Origin of the sequence: Bacillus sp. OV322 (assembly GCF_900112495.1) — a bacterium.
Taxonomy (GTDB): domain Bacteria; phylum Bacillota; class Bacilli; order Bacillales; family DSM-1321; genus Peribacillus.
The window spans coordinates 172808-195447 of sequence record NZ_FOMA01000002.1; the positions used below are offsets into that span (position 1 = coordinate 172808).

Sequence of the window (22640 nt, forward strand, 5' to 3'; positions counted from 1 at the left end):
GGAGTCTCACCGCCCGCCCCGCGGAAAGCGAGCATCCTGGAGCGGAAATCAACCCCCTTGTTCCATAGCAACAAAATTTACGAAAACAGCATTATTAAACATAGACAACACTTTGAAGAGACCAATATTAACTCAATAACAAAAAAACCTCCAAACCCTTAGGGCTTGGAGGTTCTTATTAGCGTCCCAGATAGGAATCGAACCTACGACCTACAGCTTAGGAGGCTGTCGCTCTATCCTGCTGAGCTACTGGGACATGTTGAAGCATCTGTTATATTATATGCCGGCCGCAGTCACTTTTCAAGTATATTGATTAAATAATTCTCTAACCAGCTATTTATAATCTCGGATTTGATGAAATTAGAAGGAATTCTCAGAGGAAATGACGGGGGCTTTTTAGAATATATATGAAGATGGCATAGATCATAAAGGAGAAGAGATAGATGGAAAAATTACAAAAAGTAGTACCCTGCATTACCCTGACTGCTGCTCAGCTTGAAGAAATTAAGGAACTTGAGCTGATTTGTGTGAAGCATGATGGAATCGAGATGAAATTAAATTGGAGTATGCTTTGCAAAAGGCGGGGCAGTGAGGTAAATGACCTTTTATATTATGAAGATGGGAGGCTGGCGGGTTTCCTGGGTATTTATTTCTTTGGCAGGACAGAGGCAGAAATAAGCGGGATAGTACATCCGGACTTTAGAAGGAGAGGGATTTTTTCTGCTCTTTTGAAAAAGGCTGAGGATGAATGCAGGAAGAATAAGTTTCAGCGAATTCTTTTGATTTGTCCCGGCAATTCATCAACAGGAAAGGAATTTGCCCTTGCGAAAAAAGCAGAGTATTCCTTCTCGGAGTATTTTATGGAACGTAAAGATGCGGCTCTCCCTGCCTCGTCAGGATCTATTTCTTTAAGGAAAACCGAGCCTGGTGACTTTAAAACATTAGTCACGCTTAATCAAGAAGGATTTTCCATTTCAAAGGAGGAAGCGGAGGAGTTCTTAAAAAACATGATGGAAAATAGCGGGGATATTACACTTATTGCCGAAATAGAGGGGATGCCGGTCGGTAAAATCGGTCTGAAGCTTGAGTCGGACAATGTTTTTATATACGGTTTCAGCGTTATGGAAAAGCTGAGAGGCAAGGGCTATGGACGGCAAATCCTGCAGCAGAGCATCCAATACACACAAGAAGTGCTGAAGAAAAAATATAATTCTCTCGAAGTGGCCGCAGAGAACGAAGGCGCATTGCATTTATATCAATCGTGCGGATTTGTAACAGTAAGAAGCATCGACTACTATGCCAGCCCGCTTTGAAATATTTTTAATAAAAAAAAGGGTCCGTTAAACTCGGGACCCTGTTTCTTTGATTAGTTTACTGTCTTTTTGAAAATAAAATATGAGTAGACAATGGGGAGCAGGGCGATTGCCAGGATGATGGGAATCATGACGGATGTGAGCAGTGTGGCAGGCAAAAAGGCAGAAGCCATCAATAAAACTCCGGCAATCATAAAGGTTTTGGAGCCAAATCGGTGGGTTTTCTTCCAGACTGTTTCATTACTCAGTGTCCAAGGTGTTTTAATTCCGACAAAATAATTAGGCTTCAAAGAGTTTGTGTAGTTTCCGATGACGATAAACAATAGGCCCACAAAAATAGTGACTAGATGGCTCATTGGCAGCTGATAGCCAAGACCGGATAAAATGGTAAATATATTGATGAAAAAGAAAAACATCAGCAGACAGTAGGTGATAATTCCATAACTTCTTTGGAAGTACTTGTAATTTTCTTTTTTTGGATCAAGTTTTGGACTAAAGGCGAGGATGACATACAGCAGAATCATCATCCCTGTATTCATTAACATCGCATCCAGTTTGGTTCCATAACCGTCCGCTCCGTCTGTGCCCCAGTGAACGGGAATCTTTCCGGGAAGGTCCCGGTAAAAAATGAGCCAAACCATGACAGTAGCTCCTATGATTACTATTGGAATAAGATGCTTTTTCATACAATCACTTCTCCTCTTTTTCTACAAAATTAAAAGCCCAGCTTATTAATTCCTGGAAGACGGTGGTGTTCAATGAATACACGATGAATTGTCCTTTTTTTTCATCATTAACGAGCCCGGCGTTCTTTAAGATTTTCAAGTGCTGAGAAATACTTGGCTTACTCATGCTGAAGTGATCTGAAATTTCTCCTGCACTTAAATCCTCCTCTTTCAGCAGGTCGAGGATTTTCCTTCTTGTAGCGTCTGACAGGGCTTTGAATGCATCGTTCATAACAAAAAATTCTTCCCTTCCTGGTTTTTCAATTAAGTATTTAGTTATTTAACTAAATTATAAAACGTCCGTTTTCAAAAGTAAATAGGCTGCTCTCATGTTTTACATATAAAGTTTTTTTATGAAGTGAAATAATTCATTTGGATTTTAGCCAAGCAAGTGTTATTTTAGATACGCAGGTTTTGTTTTCACATGCACTTATTTGATATAAATGGGAGTACGATTAATGGCCAATAAATTATTGCGAGGTACAGTCCAGCTTTCTTCTGCATCCTTTATCTCCAAGATTCTCGGATTTATCTATATGATCCCGCTTGGAATGATGATTGGAAGTACAGGGAACGCGCTGTACAGATATGCTTATGGACCCTATGCCATCATGATCAGTTTATCCACCATGGGCATTCCGCTTGCCATCTCCAAAATGATATCTAAATATAATGAATTGGAACGGCAGGATGTGGTGCAGAGAATCTTTAAATCAGGCATCCTTTTGATGCTGGCTTCCGGATTTACCGCCTTTCTCGTTCTCTATATGCTTTCCCCTTTAATGGCCAGAATTGTCGTGAATGACAGCAGCAGCGGAAATTCGCTGGAAAGTGTCATCTTTAATATTAAGCTGGTGAGCTTTGCCTTGATTATTGTCCCGCCGATGAGTTTTCTCCGCGGCTATTTCCAGGGGCACCAGACGATGGGCCCTCCAGCTGTAAGTACGGTAGTGGAACAAATTGCAAGGGTTATCTTTATTTTGGCAGGAGTTTTTGTCACAATAAAATTCCTGCATCTGTCCGTAACGGCTGCAGTGGGAGTTGCCACCTTTGCTGCGTTTATCGGAGCTGTTTTTGGAATTGCTGTACTTATTAAACAGGTTTGGAAAAGAAGGGATCATATCTTCAGTCCATCTGCCGCGAGAGAGGGCAGCCCCTACATTTCCATCAGGGAAATTTTCAAAGAAATTATTCAGCATTCGATTCCTTTTGTTGTGATGGGAATGAGTTTACCGCTATATCAGAATATCGATTCATATTCGATTAATAGGATTTTAATGCATATCGGCTTTAAGCAGCATGATGCTGAGGATATTAATGGTGTAATTTCATATGCCCAGGTCCTTGTATTGCTTCCAGTTTCAATCACGACGGGTCTCAGTGTATCAATTATCCCGAATATGACGAAATCCTTTGTTGCCAATAATTATAAAATGATGAGAAAGCAGATGAATCAGTCCTTCCTGGTGCTGATGACCATCATGCTGCCGGCAGCATTTGGAATGTTTGCTTTAGCAGAGCCTCTTTATTACATTATGTTTCCTAATGCAACTCCTGAAATGGGGGGTGGGCTCTTGAGGGTTTATGCTCCGGCAGGTCTCCTTATTGCCATCTATGGTGTTACAACATCCATCCTTCAGACCGTGAATCAGCAAAAAAAAGCAATCGCTGGTCTTGCAGCTGGTCTCATTGTTAAGCTGGCCTTGAACTTCATTCTGCCAAACTTCTATCCTGAGTCCGGATTCATCATTGCAACATACTTTGGATATCTTACATCTCTGACTGTAAATATCATCGTTATAAATAGAAATATTGGCATCAATCTCAAAAATATAAAATTCAGGCTTATAAGTCTCATCGCTTCCACCGCCATTATGGTACTTGTCGTATCAGCGCTGAAAAACCTTTTGATAGCTTTGTTTTTTCCAAAGGCGACTTACGTGAATGAATTAATTGTTGTGATTATCGGAGTTCTTGCTGGCATACTTGCATTTGGCGGTGTGCTATATGCACTGAATTTTACCAGGATAAAAAAATATATTAAAATGAAACAATAGATGGCGGCGGCACTCCCAATAGGGGTGCTGCTTTTTTTGACACAAAATTTTCAGATAATTCAGCGTTCCAGCAAGAGGGCGGGTGGTATAATTCAAGAAAGATAGCAAGCCGAAATAGGAGGGATGACATGAATTCCAATAATGAAGGCCCAAGAGACTTAATGTCAGAGATTTTTAGAGAATATGAAAGAGATGAAGCCGGATTAAAATCGAACCCGGGATACGGAAAGCCTTTACCCAAAAAGCTGTTTACGGGAAATGTGTATGATAACTTTGTCAATACAGCAAAAAATGCAGGATACCTTCCTCCATGGGTGAAGCTCCAGCAGGAAATAAGAGATCTTCTGCAAGAAGCGGTTGAGCAGGATAAAGCTGACGTTCTTCTTGCTGGTATTAACGAAAAAATAAGAAAGTATAATAGTCAGTGCCCGGTCAGTATGCAGCGGGGACTGATTGAGAAGAACACCATCAGGACACAGATGAAATCCTGGCTATAGAGATTATGACTTGAAAGAGGGCGCAGCCAATTTATTGGCAATCCGCTCTTTTTTTGTTTGGCACTATTAGAGGATTTCCTCTTTTTTAAACAGCGGTTTTATGGCTGAATGATTGATCAAATCCTTTTCCCTGCCTTCCGCTCTATGAATTTTCTAAACATTTGCATGCATAAACAGCAAACATCTCTTTTTTTCAATAATGTTTGGTGTATAATCGATATGAACAAAATAAATGTGAAAACAGTACTGGGTGTCTTTTTTAAGACTTAAAAGGGAAGCTGGTGAAATGCCAGCGCGGTCCCGCCACTGTAAATGGGAGTAAGCAGCAATATGCCACTGTACATGCTACGGGAAGGCGCTGCAGACAATGACCATAAGCCAGGAGACCTGCCTGTAACTGTACACCAATAAACCCGCGAGGATGGGGAGGTGTGTGGCGGACAAGGTTAATATTTTGCCATGCAGCTATCTCCAATGATTATTGGAGTTTTTTTTGTTTTCAGGAAAAATGAAGAAAGCGGAGGTTGTGTAGAATGAAGAAAATTTTTTCACTGCTGTTTTTAATAACTCTGGTTGGCATGCTTATGGGAGGGTGCGCCCCGGAACAGAAGAAAACGGAGAATTCAGGAGAAAGCAAAAATAAAACGGAGCAAACCGCAGTATTTCCGCTGAAGGTAAAAGATGCTTCCGGAAATGAAGTAACGATTGAAAAGAAGCCTAAGAGGATTGTTTCCATTATCCCAAGCAACACAGAGACTGCCTATGCTTTAGGCCTTGGCAAAGAGGTTGTGGGAGTCTCTGATTTTGATAACTATCCAAGTGACGTGAAGAATAAGGAAAAAATAGGCGGCATGGAATTCAACGTCGAAAAAATCCTTTCCTTGAAGCCGGATTTGGTGCTGACTCATGAATCTATCATAAAAAGTGCAGCTGACCTGCATAAACAGCTGCAGGATGCCGGAATTCCTGTTGTTGTGGTAAACGATGCCCAAAGCTTTGACAAAGTATATCAAAGCATCGAACTGATTGGAACGGCAACAGGGGAAAAGGTCAAAGCGGATCAGCTTATTGACGGCATGAAGAAAAAAATAGCAGGGATAGAAAAAAAGGCTGAGGGCATAAAGGAACAGAAGAAAGTTCTTTTTGAAGTGTCACCTGCACCGGAAATCTATACAACAGGCAAAAATACTTTTATGGATGAAATGACAGACATCATACATGCTAAAAATGCAGCTGGAGACCAAAATGGATGGGTTAAACTGGATCAGGAAGCTATGATTAAGCATAATCCGGATGTCATTATCACAACATATGGCGGAAGCAAACAGGTCTTGGACAGAAAAGGCTGGCAGGATGTGAATGCAGTTAAGACCAAGCAGGTGTTTGATGTGAATACAGATCTTCTGACACGTTCAGGCCCGCGTCTTGCTGAAGGAGTAGAGGAACTTGCTAAAACAGTCTATCCGGAAACGTTTAAAAAATAATCGGGGGCTTGCCTATGCCGCGGCAGCTGCTTTTTTAGTTTGGGCTGCCCTCATGGGTATTTCCATAGGCAGTGTTTCAGTTCCTTTTTTAAGCATTCTCCAAATCATCGGGAAGGGTGTATTTCATCTTCCCCTTGATTATTCAGATTCCATGTACACGAATATAGTGCTGAACATAAGGCTTCCGCGCGTTATTTTAGCAGGGCTTGTCGGGGCTTCTCTAGCTGTTGCAGGTGCCTCATTTCAGGGGCTGCTGCGGAACCCGCTGGCTGATCCGTATACACTCGGTGTTTCTTCAGGTGCTTCTGCCGGCGCAGTCCTTACTTTATTCTTTAACATATCCATCCCTTTTTTAGGGTTGTTCACTTTGCCGCTTCTCAGCATCTTGTTTTCAATGATTACGATATTTATCGTGCTTTGGTTTTCGCGCAAAATTGACCCGGCCATGAAGGTTGAGACCATTATCCTGACGGGTATTATCTTCAGTTCCTTTTTAGGGGCGGTCATCTCACTGATGATTGCCTTGAGCGGGGAGGAGCTGCGGCAGATCATTGGCTGGCTGCTTGGAAGCGTCTCGATGCGGGGATGGGATTACATCGTGATCCTGCTGCCATTTTTTATCATCGGCGCATTATTGCTGGTGCTTAATGCTCGGGAACTGAATGCCATGTCTTTTGGCGAAGAAAAGGCCAGTCATCTTGGTGTGGATGTTCAGAAAAGGAAGCTGATCATCCTGATTGCAGGCTCCATTTTAACAGGAGCTGCTGTAGCGGTCTCAGGGACCATTGGGTTTGTCGGGCTGGTCATTCCTCATCTTGCCCGGCTTCTTTGGGGACCCGACCACAAGCATCTGCTGCCGCTTTCGATGCTTTCAGGGAGCGGTTTTCTAATATTGGCCGACCTTATTTCACGCACTATTATTGCACCGGCCGAATTGCCGATTGGTGTGATTACAAGCCTGATTGGCGCGCCGGCATTTGCGGTAATTTTATTAAAGAGAAGAGCAGAAAGTAGGGGATGAAGATGCTGAGTGCGGACAGCTTGGAGGGCGGCTATGGAGGCCGGTCCGTCTTGCAGGATATATCCTTTGAAGTTAAGCAGGGAGAGCTGTTTGGAATACTTGGGCCAAATGGAAGCGGTAAGACTACTTTGTTAAAAATGTTGAGCGGGATTATTAAGGCACAAAAAGGAAGAATTGAAATAAAGGGCAAAAACCTGAATGAATATTCAGCTAAAGAACTTGCCAGAATTGTGGCTGTATTGCCGCAGCATTATGATCAGAGCTTTGCCTATTCGGTGAAAGAAACAGTTTCTCTCGGGAGATATGCCCATCAAAGAGGATGGCTGCAGTCATGGAATGAAAAGGATGAAGAAATTGTTCAAAAAGCCATGGCTGATACAGGAGTGGACTCCTTCGAGAATAGGTACATACAGGAGCTTTCGGGAGGAGAGAGACAGCGTGTATTTCTCGCGCAGGCCCTCGCACAGGAGCCTGAGATCCTGCTATTGGACGAGCCCACCAATCATCTGGATCTTTCCTTTCAAAAAGAACTCCTGGATTTGCTGAGAAAGTGGACATCCCAAGGAGGCCTTACGGTCATTTCCATCTTTCATGATTTGAATCTGGCCGCCCTTTATTGCGACAAGCTGCTTCTTATGGAAAAGGGAAAAATGGACCTGCTTTCTGTTCCGCATCATGTACTGCAGGAACAGCGGATCAGCAGGGTATATAAAACAGAAATTCTTAAACAAAGCCACCCTGCTCTCGATAAGCCTCAAATGGTGATAATGCCTGAAAGAGCCGCCGGCAATGATAGCTGCTATAAAATGAGCAGAGAATTTCTGCACACTGAGCCCGGCGTCGTTGAGTTTCAATCTCCCATTCCGCTGAAAACGGTATCTACTGAGCACGGGATAAGCTGGTACAGCCGATTTTTAATGAAGACTGAACACACTCATGATGGCAGCTTGGAAGTTGGTTCAGGAACCTATTGGTCTAGTACAAATGCTGACCGTCTTAATGTGAGCACTGGGCGCACACAGGATGATTCTGTATTTGCGGTCATGATTCACAGTACAGGAGAGCATAGGGAGCAGCGGGGGATATGGGTGTTTATCGATGCCGCATTATCAGAAGCAGCGATGATAGAGTGTGTTGCTGTCTGTGCAGATGCACAAGCAAGGGCACATTCAGGAAACGGGACCCAAGATCCTCATACAGAGATTTTAGTTGCTTCCACTCAAAAAGGAAAAGAAATCAAAGAGCGCAAGCAAATCACTTCTTTAAAGGAGCTGGTTGCTGACAGCATACAGAGCTGTCTGCTGGAGCTGTGAAGGCAGTCTCTGCCATACTGGAGCATCTTCAATTATATTTGGAGGTGTTTTTTTTGAAAGGTCTCTGAGGAAAACAGAGATTTCTCCAATGCTTAAAACGACAATTTAGCTTAGTAAAAACCTTGTATGGATACATAAAATGAAAATAAAGACAAAAGAATATGCAGCCAGCCATTCGTTGTCCGCTTTTTTTGAAATTCCTCTAAGCCCATAACCAGGAATGCTAGACCTATGAACAATACCGTTATAGAACTATACTCAAAATTTTTCGTGATTACCCCTATGCTGCTAATAAGAGAACTGGAACATATATAACGAAGTACTTTCAGCAAGATTATCGCACCTTTCTTTTGAACATGTCTTGTTCATTTAATGGACTCTGCAATCTTACCTATCATAGGTACGGGTGATTTCACATACAAAATTTTCAAAAAGCTGGTTTGCGGAGGATTTAGCCTCTAAAATGGCGAAACTCTAAAAAGGAAGCCTGCATTGCTTTATAAAAAAGGCTCTTTTCTTAAAGATTGTTGTTTTTTAATATGTTCTGTGAGGCGATCCTGTTGTTATACCGGTTTGATTGGAGTGTAAGGTGCGAGACTCCTGTGGGATTAGCGGGAAGGTGAGACCCCGCAAGCTTTGCTTGTGAGGCTCACCGCCCCACGGAAAGCGAGCATCCTGGAGCGGAAATCAACCCCTTGTTCAGGTAGCAACAAAGTTTAAGAAAACAGCCATAAAAAAAGGAAACGTTTTGCATAAACCTGCAAGGGCTATTTAGGATTTAAAAAGTTTGGCAGGGGCTTGGGAATGTGATGTCAAAATCAATTGAGTTATAAAATAGGGAGGAAAGTAAATGAAAATTTATACACGAACAGGCGATAAGGGGAAAACAAGTGTAATCGGGGGACGCATTGATAAGGATGACATCCGGGTTGAATCCTACGGGACAGTGGACGAGGTGAACAGTTATGTAGGACAAGCTGTAACAGAACTCGATCCGTCTGTATTTGGAGATGTACTGGAGGATCTGGAAAAAATCCAGCATGAGCTTTTTGACTGCGGAGGTGACCTCGCGACTGTCTCTGAAAAGGCACCAAAAAAGCTGGCACCTGGAAGCATTGACTATCTTGAGGAACGCATCGATAAATTTATTGAAGAGGCTCCGGAACTGGAAAAATTCATCCTGCCCGGCGGATCAAAGCCAGCGGCATCGATCCATATTGCTAGGACGGTAACCAGGAGGGCAGAACGGCTTGTAGTTTCATTAATTAAAGCAGATAGCAGTGTATCAGAGCTGCCGTTACAGTATTTAAACCGTCTATCTGATTACTTCTTTGCCCTGGCACGTGTCATAAACTTCAGGCTTGGCGTGAAGGATGTGGAGTATATTCGCAGCGCAAATGTATTCAGGGGCGGAAAAAGAAAGGAACGGAGCGATGAAAAAAAGGAGTGAGAGAAATTGGGGATCACCAAGACCAATGCCATGCGGATTCTAGAGTCTAAAAGTCTGGAATACAGTCTGGAAACCTATGATGCAGGGGACGGAAAGATTGATGGGGTATCTGTTGCGGAAAAAACAGGGCTGGCGCCTGGAACGGTATTTAAAACACTGGTTGCCCGCAGCGGAAGCAGCCATTTCTATGTCTTTGTTGTTCCTGTCGAAGATGAGCTGGACTTAAAAAAGGCTGCACAGGCTGCAGGAGCCAAAAAGGTAGAAATGCTTCCTGTCAAAGAGCTGCAAAAAGTAACAGGCTATATCAGGGGCGGCTGCTCTCCTGTGGGAATGAAGAAGCTTTTTCCAACCTTCATTGACTGCCGTGCTGAAGCATTGGAAAAAATGGCAGTAAGCGGGGGCAGAATCGGTGTCCAAATTATCATAAGTCCTGCAGATTTAAAAAAGGCTGTAGAAGCACAATTTAAACAGCTGACTAAAAATATTACTACGGATAACTTGTGGGGGAAGTGATACCCTGCAGGCATTGCTGAAAACTGCACACCCCGCGAAAAGCGAGCAGACTGGGGTAATCACCTCCTTGTTCCAAAGAAGCAAAATTTACGAAAACAGCCTTTCAAAAGAAAATTAAATGCGTAATCATCCTAAAAACTTTGTTTAGGCATTCACCCAGGCGGGGAGAGCTGCATACCTTAGTCAATGTAGAGAAACACGGAACAAAAGGGAGTGTTTGATCTTGACAGGTAAAATTAAAAACTATTACGCCGGGGGAAATACAGCAAGAGGCTTTTATAGTTTATATGATTCCAATCTTAAGGGACTTGAAAAATTATTTATCTTAAAAGGCGGGCCGGGAACAGGTAAATCTACATTAATGAAAAAAATAGGTGAGGATTGGGTTAAAAAAGGCTTTGATATTGAATACCTTCACTGTTCTTCAGATAATGAATCAATTGATGGAGTCATTATCCCTGCCTTTAAAATCGGGATTGTGGATGGCACAGCTCCGCATGTCATTGAACCAGCAGCACCAGGGGCCGTTGAGGAGTATGTGAACTTGGGTGTTGCCTGGGATTCTGCACTTCTGGTTTCCCAAAAAGAAGAGATTGTAAGACTGACAAAACAAATCGGTTCATCCTTTAAATCGGCTTACGGTAAATTTGCCGAGGCCCTGTCCATACATGATGAATGGGAAGAAATCTATATTGAAAGTACAGATTTTGGAAAGCTTAATGTGCTGGCGGCTAAATGGAAGGAATCCTTCTTTGGCGACATTTTCATTAACAAGACTGCTGACGTAAGGCATCGGTTCCTGGGTGCCGCGACTCCTAAGGGAGCCCGGGACTTTATTCCGAATTTAACGGAAGACCTGCCGAAGCGGTACTTTCTTAAAGGACGCCCGGGATCAGGAAAATCAACCCTGCTTAAAAAGCTGGCATCCGCCGCCGAGCAGAGAGGTTTCGATATTGAGGTGTACCACTGCGGATTTGATCCTGAAAGCCTGGACATGGTCATTGTAAGGGAAATTGGCATCGCTATTTTTGACAGTACAGCACCACATGAATATTTCCCCAGCAGAGCGGGCGACGAAATTATAGATTTATATAAAGCGGCTGTCAATCCGGGTACAGACGAGATATATGCAGAAGTAATCAGTGACATCTCTGCAAGGTACAAGGGGAAGATGAATGAAGCAAATGCATTTTTGGCAAGGGCAAAGTCTCTTCATGATAAGCTTGAGGAAATATACGTAAAAGCAATGAATTTCAAAAAAATAGAAGAAATCCAGAACAGCATTAAGTCTGAAATCGAATCGCTCGCAGGGGAATTTTCAAAAAGTTAGCAAATTAGAAAAGGAAAAAGACAGGATTGTCTTCTTCCTTTTCTTGCTTCTATAGCCGCATCGCCTAGCCAAACTTTAAGGCACTTGGTTTTTATGGCAATCTGCTGCCTCTGGAAGATACATAAAGGGAATACCATTCTTCGCGGGTCATCTGTTTTGACATCTCGATGGCATCCGTGCAATTTCTGATTCGTTCAGTGTTTGTTGTGCCGATAACAGGCTGTATCATTGCAGGGTGGCGCATAAGCCAGCCCAAAACGATTGCTTCACGGGACGTTCCCTTTTCAGCCGCCATCTTCTGCACTAGCTCCCTTGTTTTGAAATCAGCTTCAGACAGCTTTTCAGAATCATTTCCTGAGTAGATTCCTTTTGCCAAAGGAGACCATGCCTGGATTTGGATATCATGAAGCATGCTGTGCTCTAACAGACCTTCACCAAAGTGAGTTCCAGTTCCTTCCGCCTGGTTCACATGAACCCCCTGATCTACCCAGTCAAGCTTTTTCAGATTTAATTCTAATTGATTAACGATAAGCTTTTCTTCCGTAAAAGCCTGAAGAAGCTGAATTTGGCCTTTATTCATATTGGAGACTCCAAAATTGCGGACTTTTCCTGAAGACTTCAGCTGCAAAAAGGCTTCAGCCACTGCTTCCGGCTCCATAAGAGGATCAGGACGGTGAAGGAGCATAATATCCAGGTATTCGATGGACAGACGCTTTAAGATTTTATCCACAGAGTTCAGGATATGTTCTTTTGAAAAATCATATCTGCCAGGACCTATTTCATCCTCAAAGCGAATTCCGCACTTGCTCTGGATGACCATCTGATCTCTTAAACCAGGACGGGAATTCAGCACTCTGCCAAAGACTTCCTCTGCTTTTCCCATTGTATAAATATCGGCATGGTCAAACATTGTAATTCCTAAAGAAAGGGCCTCATCGATGGCTTGCTCTGCTTTTGCAACATCTTCATCAGATATCGGGCTGCTGTCCCAGCTGCCCCCAAATCCCATGCAGCCTAGTACTAATCGGCTTGCTGTAACCTCTCGTTTCTCTAAAGGCATCACGCGCATAAAAATAACCCCTTTCGTTATATCATTTAGTTGTTATGTAATCGTCTTCATCTGCAGAACTACTAAAGCATACAACTTTTCATGGCAAAAAAAAAGAAATCCCTCTCGATGATCAGCAGTACAAATACATTTTGTTTATATTTAATTTGTTATGTGAGGCGGTCCTATTGTCAAGTCAGGTTGATTGGAGCGTAAGGTGCGAGACTCCTGCGGGATGAGCAGAACAGGTGAGACCCCGCAGGCGCAGCCGAGGAGGCTCACCGGCTGCCCCGCGGAAAGCGGGCATCCTGGAGCGGAAATCAGCCACCTTGTTTAATAGCAACAAAGTTTACGAAAACAGCCTTTTTAAAAAGAGCATGTGCTGCTGCATAAAGAACAAGCAAAAACCCGGCAAAGCCGGGCTCAGGAGGAATCGCTCCCTGTGATGGATATCCTGGTTTATTTAATCCAGCGCTTTGCGCCAGCGTATGCTTTTGACCAGTATTTGGTGTTAAGCTTCTCCATTGTTACGCCTTTGCTTGTTACAGCATAAAACGTGTTTTTGCCTGTGTAAATACCGGCAAAAGTAGGTGTTTTTCCATTGAAACTGAAGAATACGACATCACCTGGCATTAAATCCTTCATCGACTTCACAGTCATGCCTTGTTTATATTGCTTGGCTATTGTTCTTTCCACTTTTATTTTTGAGGGGTTTGCATGGGTGTAAACATAGGAAATATAACCTGAAGCATCAAATCCCTTCAGAGATTGACCGCCATATTTGTATGGCTTTCCTTTAAGGGAAGCTGCATACATGGCTACATTTTTCCGGATGGCATCCGCATCCATCTTTTTGACGATTTCCATAGCAGGCTCTTTCGTCCCTGCATGTGCTGCAGCGGCAGGCTGTGCTGAAGCTGCACCAAATAATGCTGAAAAGGCCAATGCTCCTGAAGCAGCCATCATTGATAAGGATTTCTTTGACGTCATAGTATCTCCTCGCAATCTTTTGGATTTTCAATCACTTTTCATGTACCCGTTTGCCTTAAAAGAAAACGCAGCAATGCCGTCAGGACAAAAAACTCCGCGATGAGAAGACAATATGTTATAGTGTGTAAAAAAAGCATATTAGTGGAAGTATGTTAATAAAAGCTGTTTCTGAAAGATAACAATGGGGAACTTAATACAGTGCAAAAGAAAAAATGCGGGGTGTATTCATTGATTCAAACGATAGCAATTGATATGGACGGAACATTATTAAATAAGCAGCAAAAAGTAAGTGCGGAAAATAAAAGAGCTATAGAGCATGCACAGAAAGAGGGAGTGGAAATCGTTATTGTAACAGGGCGTTCTTTTCAGGAAGCCCGGTTTGCTTTGGACGAGGCAAATATCGTGTGCCCGGTGATCTGTGTAAATGGTGCCGCCGTTTTTTCTGAAAGCGGCGTGCCTGCCTATTCAAGTACACTCGATGTCAAGGACGTCATATTTGCTGCCAAAACCCTTGATGAGAAGAAAATTTACTTTGAAATTTACACGGATAAAGGGGTATACTCCAGGAACTACGAGAAATCAGTCAATGCATTGATTGATATCTTTATAACGGCCAATCCAGAACTTGACCGGCAAACAGCCACAGATCATGCCATGGAGCGCTTGACGCTGGGACATGTCATTTCGGTTGAAAACTATGACATATTATATAATAACCCTGAACTTCAGTATTTAAAGCTTCTTGCATTCTCAAATGATGATAACAAAATGAATGCCACAGCTGAATTTTTGACTGAAGAAAACCGTTTTGCAGTCAGCTCTTCCGGATTTGACAACCTGGAAATCACAAATAAGCAAGCCCAAAAAGGAATTACTCTCAGGAAATACCTGGAGAGCAAGGGGAAATCCCTGGAACAGGCAATGGCAATCGGAGATAATTATAATGATATCTCCATGTTTAAGGCCGCCGGAATTTCTGTTGCAATGGGGAATGCACCGCATGAAATTCAGCAGCAGGCTGACTTTGTCACAAAACGCAATGATGAAGATGGCGTAGCACATGCTATCTTAAGCGTGCTTGAGGGCCGGGAAATCTAACAGCCGGAAGCTTCCTGGTGCTTGGCTTGGCATCTGCGGGCATATTTTTTAATAATTTTTATGAATAAAAAAAGCAAAAAGGGGCTATCCTTAAAGCATGATGAATTTTTCATAGTAATCCCCCTTTTTTAGAGCCTGCTGCATGCAGGCTATTTTTTATGTAAAAAAACCTTCAAGGCGGGAATGTTTCCTGCTTTGAAGGTTTTATAAACGATTATTTTTTGGGCCACTGATAGGTCCAAAGCCGTTCATTGCGGATCCAGGAAAGAAGCTGCGGATCGTTGTTCTTCATTTTGTCTGCCCATGTGGCAAGCATGGATTCAGTCTGGGAGCGGTGAGCTTTCATGGCTGCCAGCTTTTTATCCTGGACAGCAGTGACATCATGGGTGATGTCAGCCTCACCGAGTTCATCTGTACAATTATTTGAAAATGCGGCGCAATACAGCTTTGGCCGGCTTGCTTCATCAATGCGTTCTACAGCACGGACCACTGCTCTGCCTGTTGCTTCATGATCGGGATGGACACTGTATCCGGGGTAGAATGTGATGATTAGAGAAGGATCCAATTCGCTGATTATAGCGGAAATTTTTCCTGTCAGCTCCTCATCGTCCTCGAATTCAACTGTTTTATCACGAAGTCCCATCATGCGCAAATCCTTGATGCCTATTGCATCTGCAGCATCCTGCAATTCCTTTTTGCGGATTTTAGGAAGCGATTCTCTTGTTGCAAATGGCGGATTGCCCAGGTTACGGCCCATTTCGCCCAATGTCAGGCAGACATAGGTTACAGGGGTGCCCATTTCTGCGTAAGAAGCAAGTGTTCCGGAAACTCCAAATGCCTCATCATCAGGATGAGGAAATACAACTAGTACCTGACGTTCTTTTTCCAATGTATGTGCTCCTTTCTAATACCTATCCCGCTTTAACGGCAAGTTAGGCCTCTGCCTGTTATTCAAAAGGGAAGGGACTGATTTCGAGTGCTACTGCAAGCTTGCCTGTGAAATCAAGCCCGGCAAGCAGCAATCTTCCCTGATTATCAATTTCATAGTGGGTCAGGCCTTCAGCATAGACCCAGCCTATCTCAAGCTTCAAACCAACCCTGTAGGGATCGGTTCCTGCTATTTTCCCATGTTCATATTGAACGAATGCATTGCGTATATAAGCTCCTGCTGAGAAAAAAGATTCATCATTATGAGTGGCATATGCACCGTTCGTTGTTTCAAGATGCAAATACACATCTTGTTGGGCAAACGAATCTATAGCCTGCTGCACTCCTGTGCGATCGATTGGTTTCATTGCAACTCCTCCTTCAATAGCCCGGCAATCTGAATATCTATAGCTAATGTATAGTATCTTTCTATCTTACTAAAAACATAAGCAAAAAGCGAAAGGATGAGATTGAGTTTTCCAGAAAAGCTTTCACAGTTCAAAAAAAGAGCCTTGTCCTAAAAGGAACAAGCACTCTTTGCGCATCTTATTTTTCAGTTTCCGGACGGCCTGCACCATAGCTGCGGTATGCACCGTGCATAACAGGGCCGACATACTGGTTTAGCTTCCATGAATGGCGGATTGCTTCGGAAACGAATTCCTTGGCAGTATAAATGGCTTCCTTCACAGATTTTCCTTTTGCTAGCTCCGCTGTTATTGCAGCAGAATAAGTGCATCCGGCTCCATGCGTATAAGCAGTTTCAACCTTTTCTGACTCAAGGATTTCAAACTCTTTTCCATCATAAAGCAAGTCAATTGCTTTTTCATGTTCAAGCTTGCTTCCGCCTTTGATCAATACATATTGAGCACCAAGTTCATGGATTTTTTCAGCGGCTTTTTTCATATCATCAACAGTTTTAATAGGTCCAGTTTGTGATAATTGCCAAGCTTCAAAAAGGTTCGGTGTTACAACAGTCGCACGCGGAACCAATACTTCGCGAAGCGCCACGGCTGTTTCCGGATTCAGAACCTCATCTGTTCCCTTGCACACCATAACTGGATCGATGACAACATTCTTTAATTGATTTTCATCAATTGTACGGGCGGCGAGCTCAATGATTTCCACTGTTCCGAGCATCCCGGTTTTCATGGAATCAATGCCGGTTGAAAGAATTGTATCTAATTGAGCCTTTAGTGCATCTATATCTTGGGTGAATACTTTATGGTTCCAATTATCCTTGGGATCCATAGTTGCAATAACTGTTAAAGCGGTCATTCCATAAACGCCAAGCTCCTGGAATGTTTTTAAATCTGCCTGGATTCCTGCTCCGCCGCTGGCATCTGAGCCCGCGATGGAAAGTGCCTTTTTCATTGTCATTATACGTGCCTCCCCAAAAAGATCTGCGGTATTTCTTTTGAAATATCTTATGATTAGTATACCATATTCGGCTAAAACTACATGAAATGAGATTTCCGAGGACGGCAATAACTTCAAGTGCATGAATAAGGAAAATGGAGTAATCTTGTACAATAGCCGATAATAAAGTCCGGCAGGTACCATGTGAAGGAGAATGATTTATGAAGGACACAGAAAAGAGAAAAAGTGAAACAACAGCTATTCTTCTGGCCGGCGGGAAGTCAAGCAGGATGGGTGTAAATAAGGCTCTCTTAAGTATGTCACATGGAGTTAATATTGCTGCCATTGCCGGGGAATTAGAGAAAGAAGCGGGTGGCGCGCTGCTGATTACAAATACCCCGGAATCTTACAAATTCCTTGGTTTGCCGATGATTGCAGACCGCTATAAAGATTCTGGCCCTTTAGGGGGAATTCACGCCGGGCTGTGTGCTTCAAAGACTGACATCAACCTTATTGCTGCTTGCGACATGCCATTTATTAAGGCTGAAGCTGCCCGTGAGATGGTTATGCATATAGGGGAATATGACGCAGCAGTTCCTGAGATTCATGGCCAGATGCATCCTTTATTTGCTGTGTACAGAAGATCTTGTCTGCCCGTATTGCAGGCATGTCTGGAGGAGGGGCAGCTGAGAGTGCGCCAATTCTTAAATGGAGTACGCGTAAAAGTGCTAAAGGAAACTGATTTTAAACTATTCCATCAGCAGCCTGAATTTTTCCCCCACATCTTCTACAATATGAATGACCGTGAGGAGTATGAAAAGGCAAAAAAGCTGGAACGGGAATACCGGCATTTCCTCAATTAATAGCTGGATGAAATGCTGTATGTTTTATAAGTAATGGTTTAGAAGCATACAGCTTTGTAAACAGAGTTCAATAGCATATAATTTATATGATACATCTTGGTAAGCAATTTTTTATAAAAAGGATGAAATTCATGAATTATGAAATATCAGGGACTCCTATTCAAATACAAGACGTGATTGATAAAGTAGCGGATCGAAATGCAGGAGCAATCACTACTTTTATCGGAACTGTCAGGGAAATGACCAAGGGAAAGAAAACCTTGCATTTAATATATGAAGCATACGAAGCGATGGCTGTGAAAAAGCTGGAGCAGATTGGGCTTGAAATCAAGGAACGCTGGCCAGATGCGAAAACGGCCATTACCCATCGTACCGGCAGACTTGAAATAACGGATGTGGCAGTGGTCATTGCTGTAAGTACGCCGCACCGGAATGATGCCTATGAAGCCAACCGCTATGCCATAGAAAGAATTAAGGAAATTGTTCCGATCTGGAAAAAGGAACATTGGGAAGATGGAGAAAAGTGGATCGGAAATCAAAAAGAGACCATCAGTTATCCATCCGGAAAACCTGAAGGAGTGGATTTGAATGATTAAGGTTTTATTTTTTGCTCATTTAAAGGATGCAGCTGGAAAAGATGAAATTTCTATTGAGGGAAGCGGCATGACAGTTTCCGGCCTTAAGGACAGAATCGCTTCTGAATTTGGCATTGACACGCTTGATTCTGCCATGACAGCCATCAATGAAGAATTTGCCGATGAGGATACAGTTCTTCAAGAGGGAGACACCGTTGCTTTTATTCCGCCGGTCAGCGGGGGGTAATGAAGGATGAATGAGCGCTATTCCAGACAAACTCTATTCGCCCCTGTCGGTGAAAAAGGGCTTGATAAAATCAGGGAAAAGCATGTATTGCTGATTGGGGCAGGTGCTCTTGGGTCTGCAAATGCGGAAATTCTGGCAAGGGCTGGCATCGGCAAGCTAACTATTGTGGATCGTGATTATGTGGAAGAAAGCAACCTGCAGCGCCAGCAGCTGTACACGGAGGAAGATGTGAAAGAAAAGCTGCCTAAAGCTGAGGCGGCCAAAAAGCACTTGCAGCTCATAAACAGCGAGGTCGATATAAGGGCTGTTATTATGGATGCGACAGCCGTGAGTCTCGGGGGATTGCTGGAAGGTGTATCACTGATCATGGATGCGACAGATAACTTTGAAACAAGGATGGTTATCAACGATCTTTCCCAGAAACATCGGATACCCTGGATATATGGAGCTTGTGTCGGAAGTGTGGGAATGAGTTTCACTATAATCCCGGGTGTGACTCCTTGCCTGAATTGTCTGCTGAGATCGATGCCCATACAGGGTATGACCTGTGATACCGGGGGCATTATTTCTCCAGCGGTCATGATGACGGTTGCCCATCAGTCTGCCGAGGCTTTTAAGATTCTAGTAGAGGATTGGGAAGCTGTTTCTCCAGGCTTTTCTACCTTTGATGTTTGGAGAAATCAATATCAGACTATAAAAATGGGCAAGGCAAAGAAAAAGGATTGCCTTTCCTGCGGCGAAAATGCAGTTTATCCATTTTTACAGCTTGAAAATGCCACAAAGTCCACAGTTCTATGCGGCCGGGATACGGTTCAGATAAGGCCGCCCCGTTCACTTGCTATCAAGCTTGATAAGCTTGCTTGTGATTTGGCAGGAAGCGGGTATCAAGTGAAATCGAATCCATTTTTAGTTTCCCTGGAGCATGAGGGAGAAAGAATGGTTGTTTTTGGGGATGGACGGGCATTGATTCACGGCACAAAGGATCTTGCACATGCCAAAGCCTTCTATCAGCGGATTATGGGCTGAAAATTAAAGAGGTATAAAAAAATCCAGCGCCTTATGGCCCTAAGAGGCTAAGGTGCTGGATTTCTTTATGGAAAAGGGCTGCAGTCTGCAGCCCTTTTTGTGTTTCATTTATTGGATCAATCAGCATCCTTGCTTGCTACTAGCACAACCTTGCCTTTATCCAATTCTTTTTCATATTGGGCAGCTTCTGTTTCTGTCAGGCCAAGATTGCCCATTCTATTGCGAAGCTCATCGCCGCGTGATTTGAATAGATTTCCCACTGAATCCAGAAGGCCTTGTTCTTTAACGCCTACTGATTCTGTGTCAGTATTTTCCGTTAAGTGCTCTGAACGGTCTTTATCATGTGCAAAAAGATAAATATCTTCATTTGTAAAGCCTGAAGTTGTCAACTCATCAATCTTTTCTTTTGCCTGAACGCCATTTTCTAATACATGTACTTGATACATAATGAAATTCCTCCTTAAGATTTATCCGTTTTGATATTTTTAAATGATATGGTGAATAGCTATATTTTATATGTAGCCGTTTAGATAGAATCTAAAACATCTATTTTCTGCCATCATTAAAATCCCGCCAGCAGAACCATGGTCTGCGGCAAGCTAAAGTTCCTTTCTTATCGTATAATGTTAGAAGACAACGTACGGAGAAAGGAGATAGGGGAAATGACTGCAAAAATTCTTCATAATGACTGGGAGCCTTTGCTGGCAAGTGAATTTGAGAAGCCCTATTATTTGGAACTGAGAGAGTTCCTAAAGAATGAATATGCACAAAGGACGATATATCCTGAGCAAAATGATATTTTTAACGCCTTGCATAACACGTCCTTTGAAGATGTAAAGGCTGTCATACTTGGACAAGATCCTTATCATGGACCGCATCAGGCTCATGGGCTAAGCTTTTCAGTTAAACCGGAAGTACGGATTCCTCCTTCTTTGAAAAATATATTCAAAGAGCTGAGAGACGACCTCGGCTGCAGCATTCCAAATCATGGCTATTTAATACAATGGGCGAAGCAGGGAGTACTTCTCCTGAATACGGTATTAACTGTCAGGGAGGGTGAAGCGCATTCCCATAGGGGAAAAGGGTGGGAAACGTTCACCAATAAGGTGATTGAAACTCTGAGCAGCAGACAAAAGCCCATTGTATTTGTGTTATGGGGCAAGCCGGCTCAAAGTAAAATACCTTTAATTGACACCAGCAGACACAAAATCATTACATCAGTTCATCCAAGTCCGCTTTCAGCCAGCAGAGGTTTTTTTGGCAGCCGGCCATTCTCTGCCGTAAATGCTTACCTTAAAGAAGCAGGAGAAACGGAAATTGACTGGCAAATCCATGATTTAGACAAATGATAAAAATCGACAATGTTCCACATGAAACATTTTGTGAATCATAATTTCCAATCAAGTTTTGAATGGAAATGCCATTTTTGTTATGCTGAAAAAGGAAAATGATCTGGCATCTGAATGAGGTGGGAAAAATGAATATTTCATCAGGAAGAGTATTGGCTAAAATGGAAGATATGATTACTAAGGCAAAGTTTGCTGAATCACAGGATAAGCTGATAGGCTATGCAATAGCCATCCAGGCATTGTGCGAAGTTCTGATCGATGACAAAGAGCATACAGACAAGAGGCATGAAGTCACTGCCCGTGCAGATCAGCAGCTCAGTCTTTATACAGGCACCCAGGTTACGCAATCACCTTCACCTGTCTCTATGCCGCAAACAAAGCCTGTAAAAATGGAAGATGCAAATGGTGATTCACTATTTGACTTTTAAGAACAAAGGAGAAAAAGCATGAAAATATTCTTGATTTTAGGAGCTATTAACGCATTTGTTGCAGTAGCTTTAGGTGCCTTTGGAGCGCATGGCCTTGAGGGCAAAATTCCGGATAAATACCTGGAAGTCTGGAAAACAGGTGTTACATACGAAATGTTTCATGCCCTCGGTCTACTGGCACTCGGTATACTTGCAGGAAAAATATCAAGCCCGCTAATCAACTGGTCAGGGTGGCTGATGTTTGCCGGCATCATCTTATTCTCCGGCAGCCTGTACGTATTAAGTGTCACTCAAATTAAACCGCTCGGAGCCATTACGCCCCTCGGCGGAGTATCGTTCCTTGCGGCCTGGGTCCTGCTGATTACAGCTGTATCTAAGCATTTATAAAAAAAAGGAAGGCAAAAGCTAATGAAAATGCTTTGCCTTCCTTTTTTTATTTTGCGCGCCTTATGCTGGTCAAGGCTAAACAAGGCGCTTTCGCTTTTTAGCGTGGAGGGTAGGAGGCGAGGTTTGCTCCTCCGCCGTATGGATATTCATATTCGATTTCTTCTTCAAATGTAACATAATCCAGATAAACCATAGGTATCAGGTAGCGTACTCCTGTTTGCGGATCACTGAGAATAAGGTGATCACGTCCTGCTGCTTCAATAATGCCTTTGAAAATTTTGGCGTTCCATTCTTTGTTGTTTTCAAAAGTGGTATATACGGTTGCCAGCTTCCCTTTGTTGAGGCGGAGAATGTTTTCAATGTAAGACTCCTCGACAGGAAGCATGCCAGGAACCTGGGGTCCTCCCGATCCCTGTGATCCCCCGGCACTCACAGGAGGCATTTGGGGCTGCTGCGATGGATACGAAATTGGCTGCTGATAGCCCTGCTGCCCCTGCTGCTGGCCTTTGTTCTGAGATGGGTTTACATTTCCGTATGGAGTGTAAGGTGTGCCGTAATTACCATAGGGATTATTATAATTTCCTTGATTCATTTCATTCCCTCCAAGTATCGCAAAATATGAACGTGCCCAGAAAAAGCTTTT

The 22640-nt window shown here is 43.1% G+C and carries 27 protein-coding genes, 1 tRNA gene and 1 riboswitch; of the genes, 17 read left to right on the forward strand and 11 right to left on the reverse strand.

Annotated elements, in window-relative coordinates; genetic code table 11:
* Positions 1-182 precede the first annotated feature (182 nt).
* Positions 183-256 (reverse strand) — tRNA-Arg (locus tag BM126_RS05260).
* 187 nt (positions 257-443) lie between these two features.
* Between BM126_RS05260 and BM126_RS05265 the strand changes: the two genes are divergently transcribed.
* Positions 444-1313: a GNAT family N-acetyltransferase gene (locus tag BM126_RS05265; RefSeq protein ID WP_090988552.1), complete on the forward strand. Its 870-nt coding sequence runs from the start codon at positions 444-446 to the stop codon at positions 1311-1313.
* 53 nt (positions 1314-1366) lie between these two features.
* Here the strand turns inward: BM126_RS05265 and BM126_RS05270 are convergent, their stop codons facing one another.
* Complete coding sequence (locus tag BM126_RS05270; protein ID WP_090988553.1) at positions 1367-1999, reverse strand: SdpI family protein; 633 nt, start codon at positions 1997-1999, stop codon at positions 1367-1369.
* 4 nt (positions 2000-2003) lie between these two features.
* On the reverse strand, positions 2004-2270 hold the full coding sequence (locus tag BM126_RS05275; RefSeq protein ID WP_071351013.1) for an autorepressor SdpR family transcription factor: 267 nt from the start codon (positions 2268-2270) through the stop codon (positions 2004-2006).
* A gap of 211 nt (positions 2271-2481) precedes the next feature.
* Here BM126_RS05275 and BM126_RS05280 point away from each other — a divergent pair, with 211 nt between their 5' ends.
* The 5 genes from BM126_RS05280 to BM126_RS05300 all read left to right on the forward strand — a co-directional run bounded on the left by BM126_RS05280 (position 2482) and on the right by BM126_RS05300 (position 8410).
* The gene (locus BM126_RS05280) at positions 2482-4095 is read left to right on the forward strand and encodes a putative polysaccharide biosynthesis protein (protein ID WP_090988554.1); all 1614 of its coding nucleotides are present in this window, start codon (positions 2482-2484) and stop codon (positions 4093-4095) included.
* A 128-nt stretch (positions 4096-4223) separates the two neighbouring features.
* Positions 4224-4592, forward strand: a complete 369-nt coding sequence (locus BM126_RS05285; RefSeq protein WP_256212983.1) for a DnaJ family domain-containing protein — start codon at positions 4224-4226, stop codon at positions 4590-4592.
* A gap of 231 nt (positions 4593-4823) precedes the next feature.
* Positions 4824-5002, forward strand: a riboswitch (cobalamin riboswitch).
* A 123-nt stretch (positions 5003-5125) separates the two neighbouring features.
* A complete protein-coding gene (locus BM126_RS05290) occupies positions 5126-6076 on the forward strand; it encodes an ABC transporter substrate-binding protein (protein ID WP_090988555.1) in 951 nt (316 codons plus the stop codon).
* On the forward strand, positions 6039-7097 hold the full coding sequence (locus BM126_RS05295) for a FecCD family ABC transporter permease (protein ID WP_090988556.1): 1059 nt from the start codon (positions 6039-6041) through the stop codon (positions 7095-7097). The genes BM126_RS05290 and BM126_RS05295 overlap by 38 nt, the downstream gene beginning before the upstream one ends.
* The gene (locus BM126_RS05300; protein WP_256212984.1) at positions 7094-8410 is read left to right on the forward strand and encodes a heme ABC transporter ATP-binding protein; all 1317 of its coding nucleotides are present in this window, start codon (positions 7094-7096) and stop codon (positions 8408-8410) included. The genes BM126_RS05295 and BM126_RS05300 overlap by 4 nt, the downstream gene beginning before the upstream one ends.
* Before the next feature lie 110 nt (positions 8411-8520).
* Here BM126_RS05300 and BM126_RS23240 read toward each other — a convergent pair whose 3' ends face one another.
* Positions 8521-8742, reverse strand: a complete 222-nt coding sequence (locus tag BM126_RS23240; protein WP_090988558.1) for a YczI family protein — start codon at positions 8740-8742, stop codon at positions 8521-8523.
* Positions 8743-9260: 518 nt separating this feature from the next.
* Here BM126_RS23240 and BM126_RS05310 point away from each other — a divergent pair.
* The 3 genes from BM126_RS05310 to BM126_RS05320 all read left to right on the forward strand — a co-directional run bounded on the left by BM126_RS05310 (position 9261) and on the right by BM126_RS05320 (position 11703).
* Positions 9261-9860: a cob(I)yrinic acid a,c-diamide adenosyltransferase gene (locus BM126_RS05310; protein ID WP_090988559.1), complete on the forward strand. Its 600-nt coding sequence runs from the start codon at positions 9261-9263 to the stop codon at positions 9858-9860.
* A gap of 6 nt (positions 9861-9866) precedes the next feature.
* On the forward strand, positions 9867-10373 hold the full coding sequence (gene ybaK / locus BM126_RS05315) for a Cys-tRNA(Pro) deacylase (protein WP_090988560.1): 507 nt from the start codon (positions 9867-9869) through the stop codon (positions 10371-10373).
* A 223-nt stretch (positions 10374-10596) separates the two neighbouring features.
* Positions 10597-11703 (forward strand): PRK06851 family protein, encoded by a 1107-nt coding sequence (locus BM126_RS05320; protein ID WP_090988561.1) that lies wholly within the window; start codon positions 10597-10599, stop codon positions 11701-11703.
* A 91-nt stretch (positions 11704-11794) separates the two neighbouring features.
* Here BM126_RS05320 and BM126_RS05325 read toward each other — a convergent pair whose 3' ends face one another.
* Together BM126_RS05325 and BM126_RS05330 are read right to left on the reverse strand one after the other, a co-directional pair.
* Positions 11795-12772, reverse strand: coding sequence for an aldo/keto reductase (locus tag BM126_RS05325; RefSeq protein WP_090988562.1), 978 nt, complete (start codon positions 12770-12772; stop codon positions 11795-11797).
* A 438-nt stretch (positions 12773-13210) separates the two neighbouring features.
* Positions 13211-13741 carry a C40 family peptidase gene (locus BM126_RS05330; protein ID WP_090988563.1) on the reverse strand — a complete coding sequence of 177 codons (531 nt, stop codon included), beginning with the start codon at positions 13739-13741 and terminating at the stop codon, positions 13211-13213.
* Between the two features lie 198 nt (positions 13742-13939).
* On the opposite strand from BM126_RS05330, the gene BM126_RS05335 reads away from it, so the two are divergent.
* The gene (locus BM126_RS05335) at positions 13940-14839 is read left to right on the forward strand and encodes a Cof-type HAD-IIB family hydrolase (protein WP_256212985.1); all 900 of its coding nucleotides are present in this window, start codon (positions 13940-13942) and stop codon (positions 14837-14839) included.
* Positions 14840-15053: 214 nt separating this feature from the next.
* On the opposite strand, the gene bshB2 is transcribed toward BM126_RS05335, so the two are convergent.
* The 3 genes from bshB2 to pdxK form a co-directional block, all read right to left on the reverse strand.
* The gene (gene bshB2 / locus BM126_RS05340) at positions 15054-15728 is read right to left on the reverse strand and encodes a bacillithiol biosynthesis deacetylase BshB2 (RefSeq protein WP_090988564.1); all 675 of its coding nucleotides are present in this window, start codon (positions 15726-15728) and stop codon (positions 15054-15056) included.
* 58 nt (positions 15729-15786) lie between these two features.
* Positions 15787-16134 carry a YojF family protein gene (locus tag BM126_RS05345; RefSeq protein WP_090988565.1) on the reverse strand — a complete coding sequence of 116 codons (348 nt, stop codon included), beginning with the start codon at positions 16132-16134 and terminating at the stop codon, positions 15787-15789.
* 178 nt (positions 16135-16312) lie between these two features.
* A complete protein-coding gene (gene pdxK / locus BM126_RS05350; RefSeq protein WP_090988566.1) occupies positions 16313-17143 on the reverse strand; it encodes a pyridoxine/pyridoxal/pyridoxamine kinase in 831 nt (276 codons plus the stop codon).
* A 200-nt stretch (positions 17144-17343) separates the two neighbouring features.
* Between pdxK and BM126_RS05355 the strand changes: the two genes are divergently transcribed.
* From BM126_RS05355 to BM126_RS05370, 4 genes are all read left to right on the forward strand, one after another.
* Positions 17344-17985: a molybdenum cofactor guanylyltransferase gene (locus BM126_RS05355; RefSeq protein ID WP_090988567.1), complete on the forward strand. Its 642-nt coding sequence runs from the start codon at positions 17344-17346 to the stop codon at positions 17983-17985.
* A gap of 131 nt (positions 17986-18116) precedes the next feature.
* A complete protein-coding gene (locus BM126_RS05360; protein ID WP_090988568.1) occupies positions 18117-18581 on the forward strand; it encodes a molybdenum cofactor biosynthesis protein MoaE in 465 nt (154 codons plus the stop codon).
* Positions 18574-18807, forward strand: coding sequence for a molybdopterin converting factor subunit 1 (moaD, locus tag BM126_RS05365; protein WP_090988569.1), 234 nt, complete (start codon positions 18574-18576; stop codon positions 18805-18807). The genes BM126_RS05360 and moaD overlap by 8 nt, the downstream gene beginning before the upstream one ends.
* Before the next feature lie 6 nt (positions 18808-18813).
* Complete coding sequence (locus tag BM126_RS05370) at positions 18814-19833, forward strand: MoeB/ThiF family adenylyltransferase (protein WP_090988570.1); 1020 nt, start codon at positions 18814-18816, stop codon at positions 19831-19833.
* Positions 19834-19949: 116 nt separating this feature from the next.
* Here BM126_RS05370 and BM126_RS05375 read toward each other — a convergent pair whose 3' ends face one another.
* Complete coding sequence (locus tag BM126_RS05375) at positions 19950-20279, reverse strand: YflT domain-containing protein (RefSeq protein ID WP_071351030.1); 330 nt, start codon at positions 20277-20279, stop codon at positions 19950-19952.
* 216 nt (positions 20280-20495) lie between these two features.
* Between BM126_RS05375 and BM126_RS05380 the strand changes: the two genes are divergently transcribed.
* The 3 genes from BM126_RS05380 (at position 20496) to BM126_RS05390 (ending at position 21997) form a co-directional block, all read left to right on the forward strand.
* Positions 20496-21182 carry a uracil-DNA glycosylase gene (locus BM126_RS05380; protein ID WP_090988571.1) on the forward strand — a complete coding sequence of 229 codons (687 nt, stop codon included), beginning with the start codon at positions 20496-20498 and terminating at the stop codon, positions 21180-21182.
* A 128-nt stretch (positions 21183-21310) separates the two neighbouring features.
* Positions 21311-21610 carry a YwdI family protein gene (locus BM126_RS05385; protein ID WP_090988572.1) on the forward strand — a complete coding sequence of 100 codons (300 nt, stop codon included), beginning with the start codon at positions 21311-21313 and terminating at the stop codon, positions 21608-21610.
* An 18-nt stretch (positions 21611-21628) separates the two neighbouring features.
* Positions 21629-21997, forward strand: a complete 369-nt coding sequence (locus BM126_RS05390; protein WP_090988573.1) for a DUF423 domain-containing protein — start codon at positions 21629-21631, stop codon at positions 21995-21997.
* A gap of 97 nt (positions 21998-22094) precedes the next feature.
* Here BM126_RS05390 and gerQ read toward each other — a convergent pair whose 3' ends face one another.
* A complete protein-coding gene (gene gerQ / locus BM126_RS05395) occupies positions 22095-22589 on the reverse strand; it encodes a spore coat protein GerQ (protein ID WP_090988574.1) in 495 nt (164 codons plus the stop codon).
* Between the last annotated feature and the right edge of the window lie 51 nt (positions 22590-22640).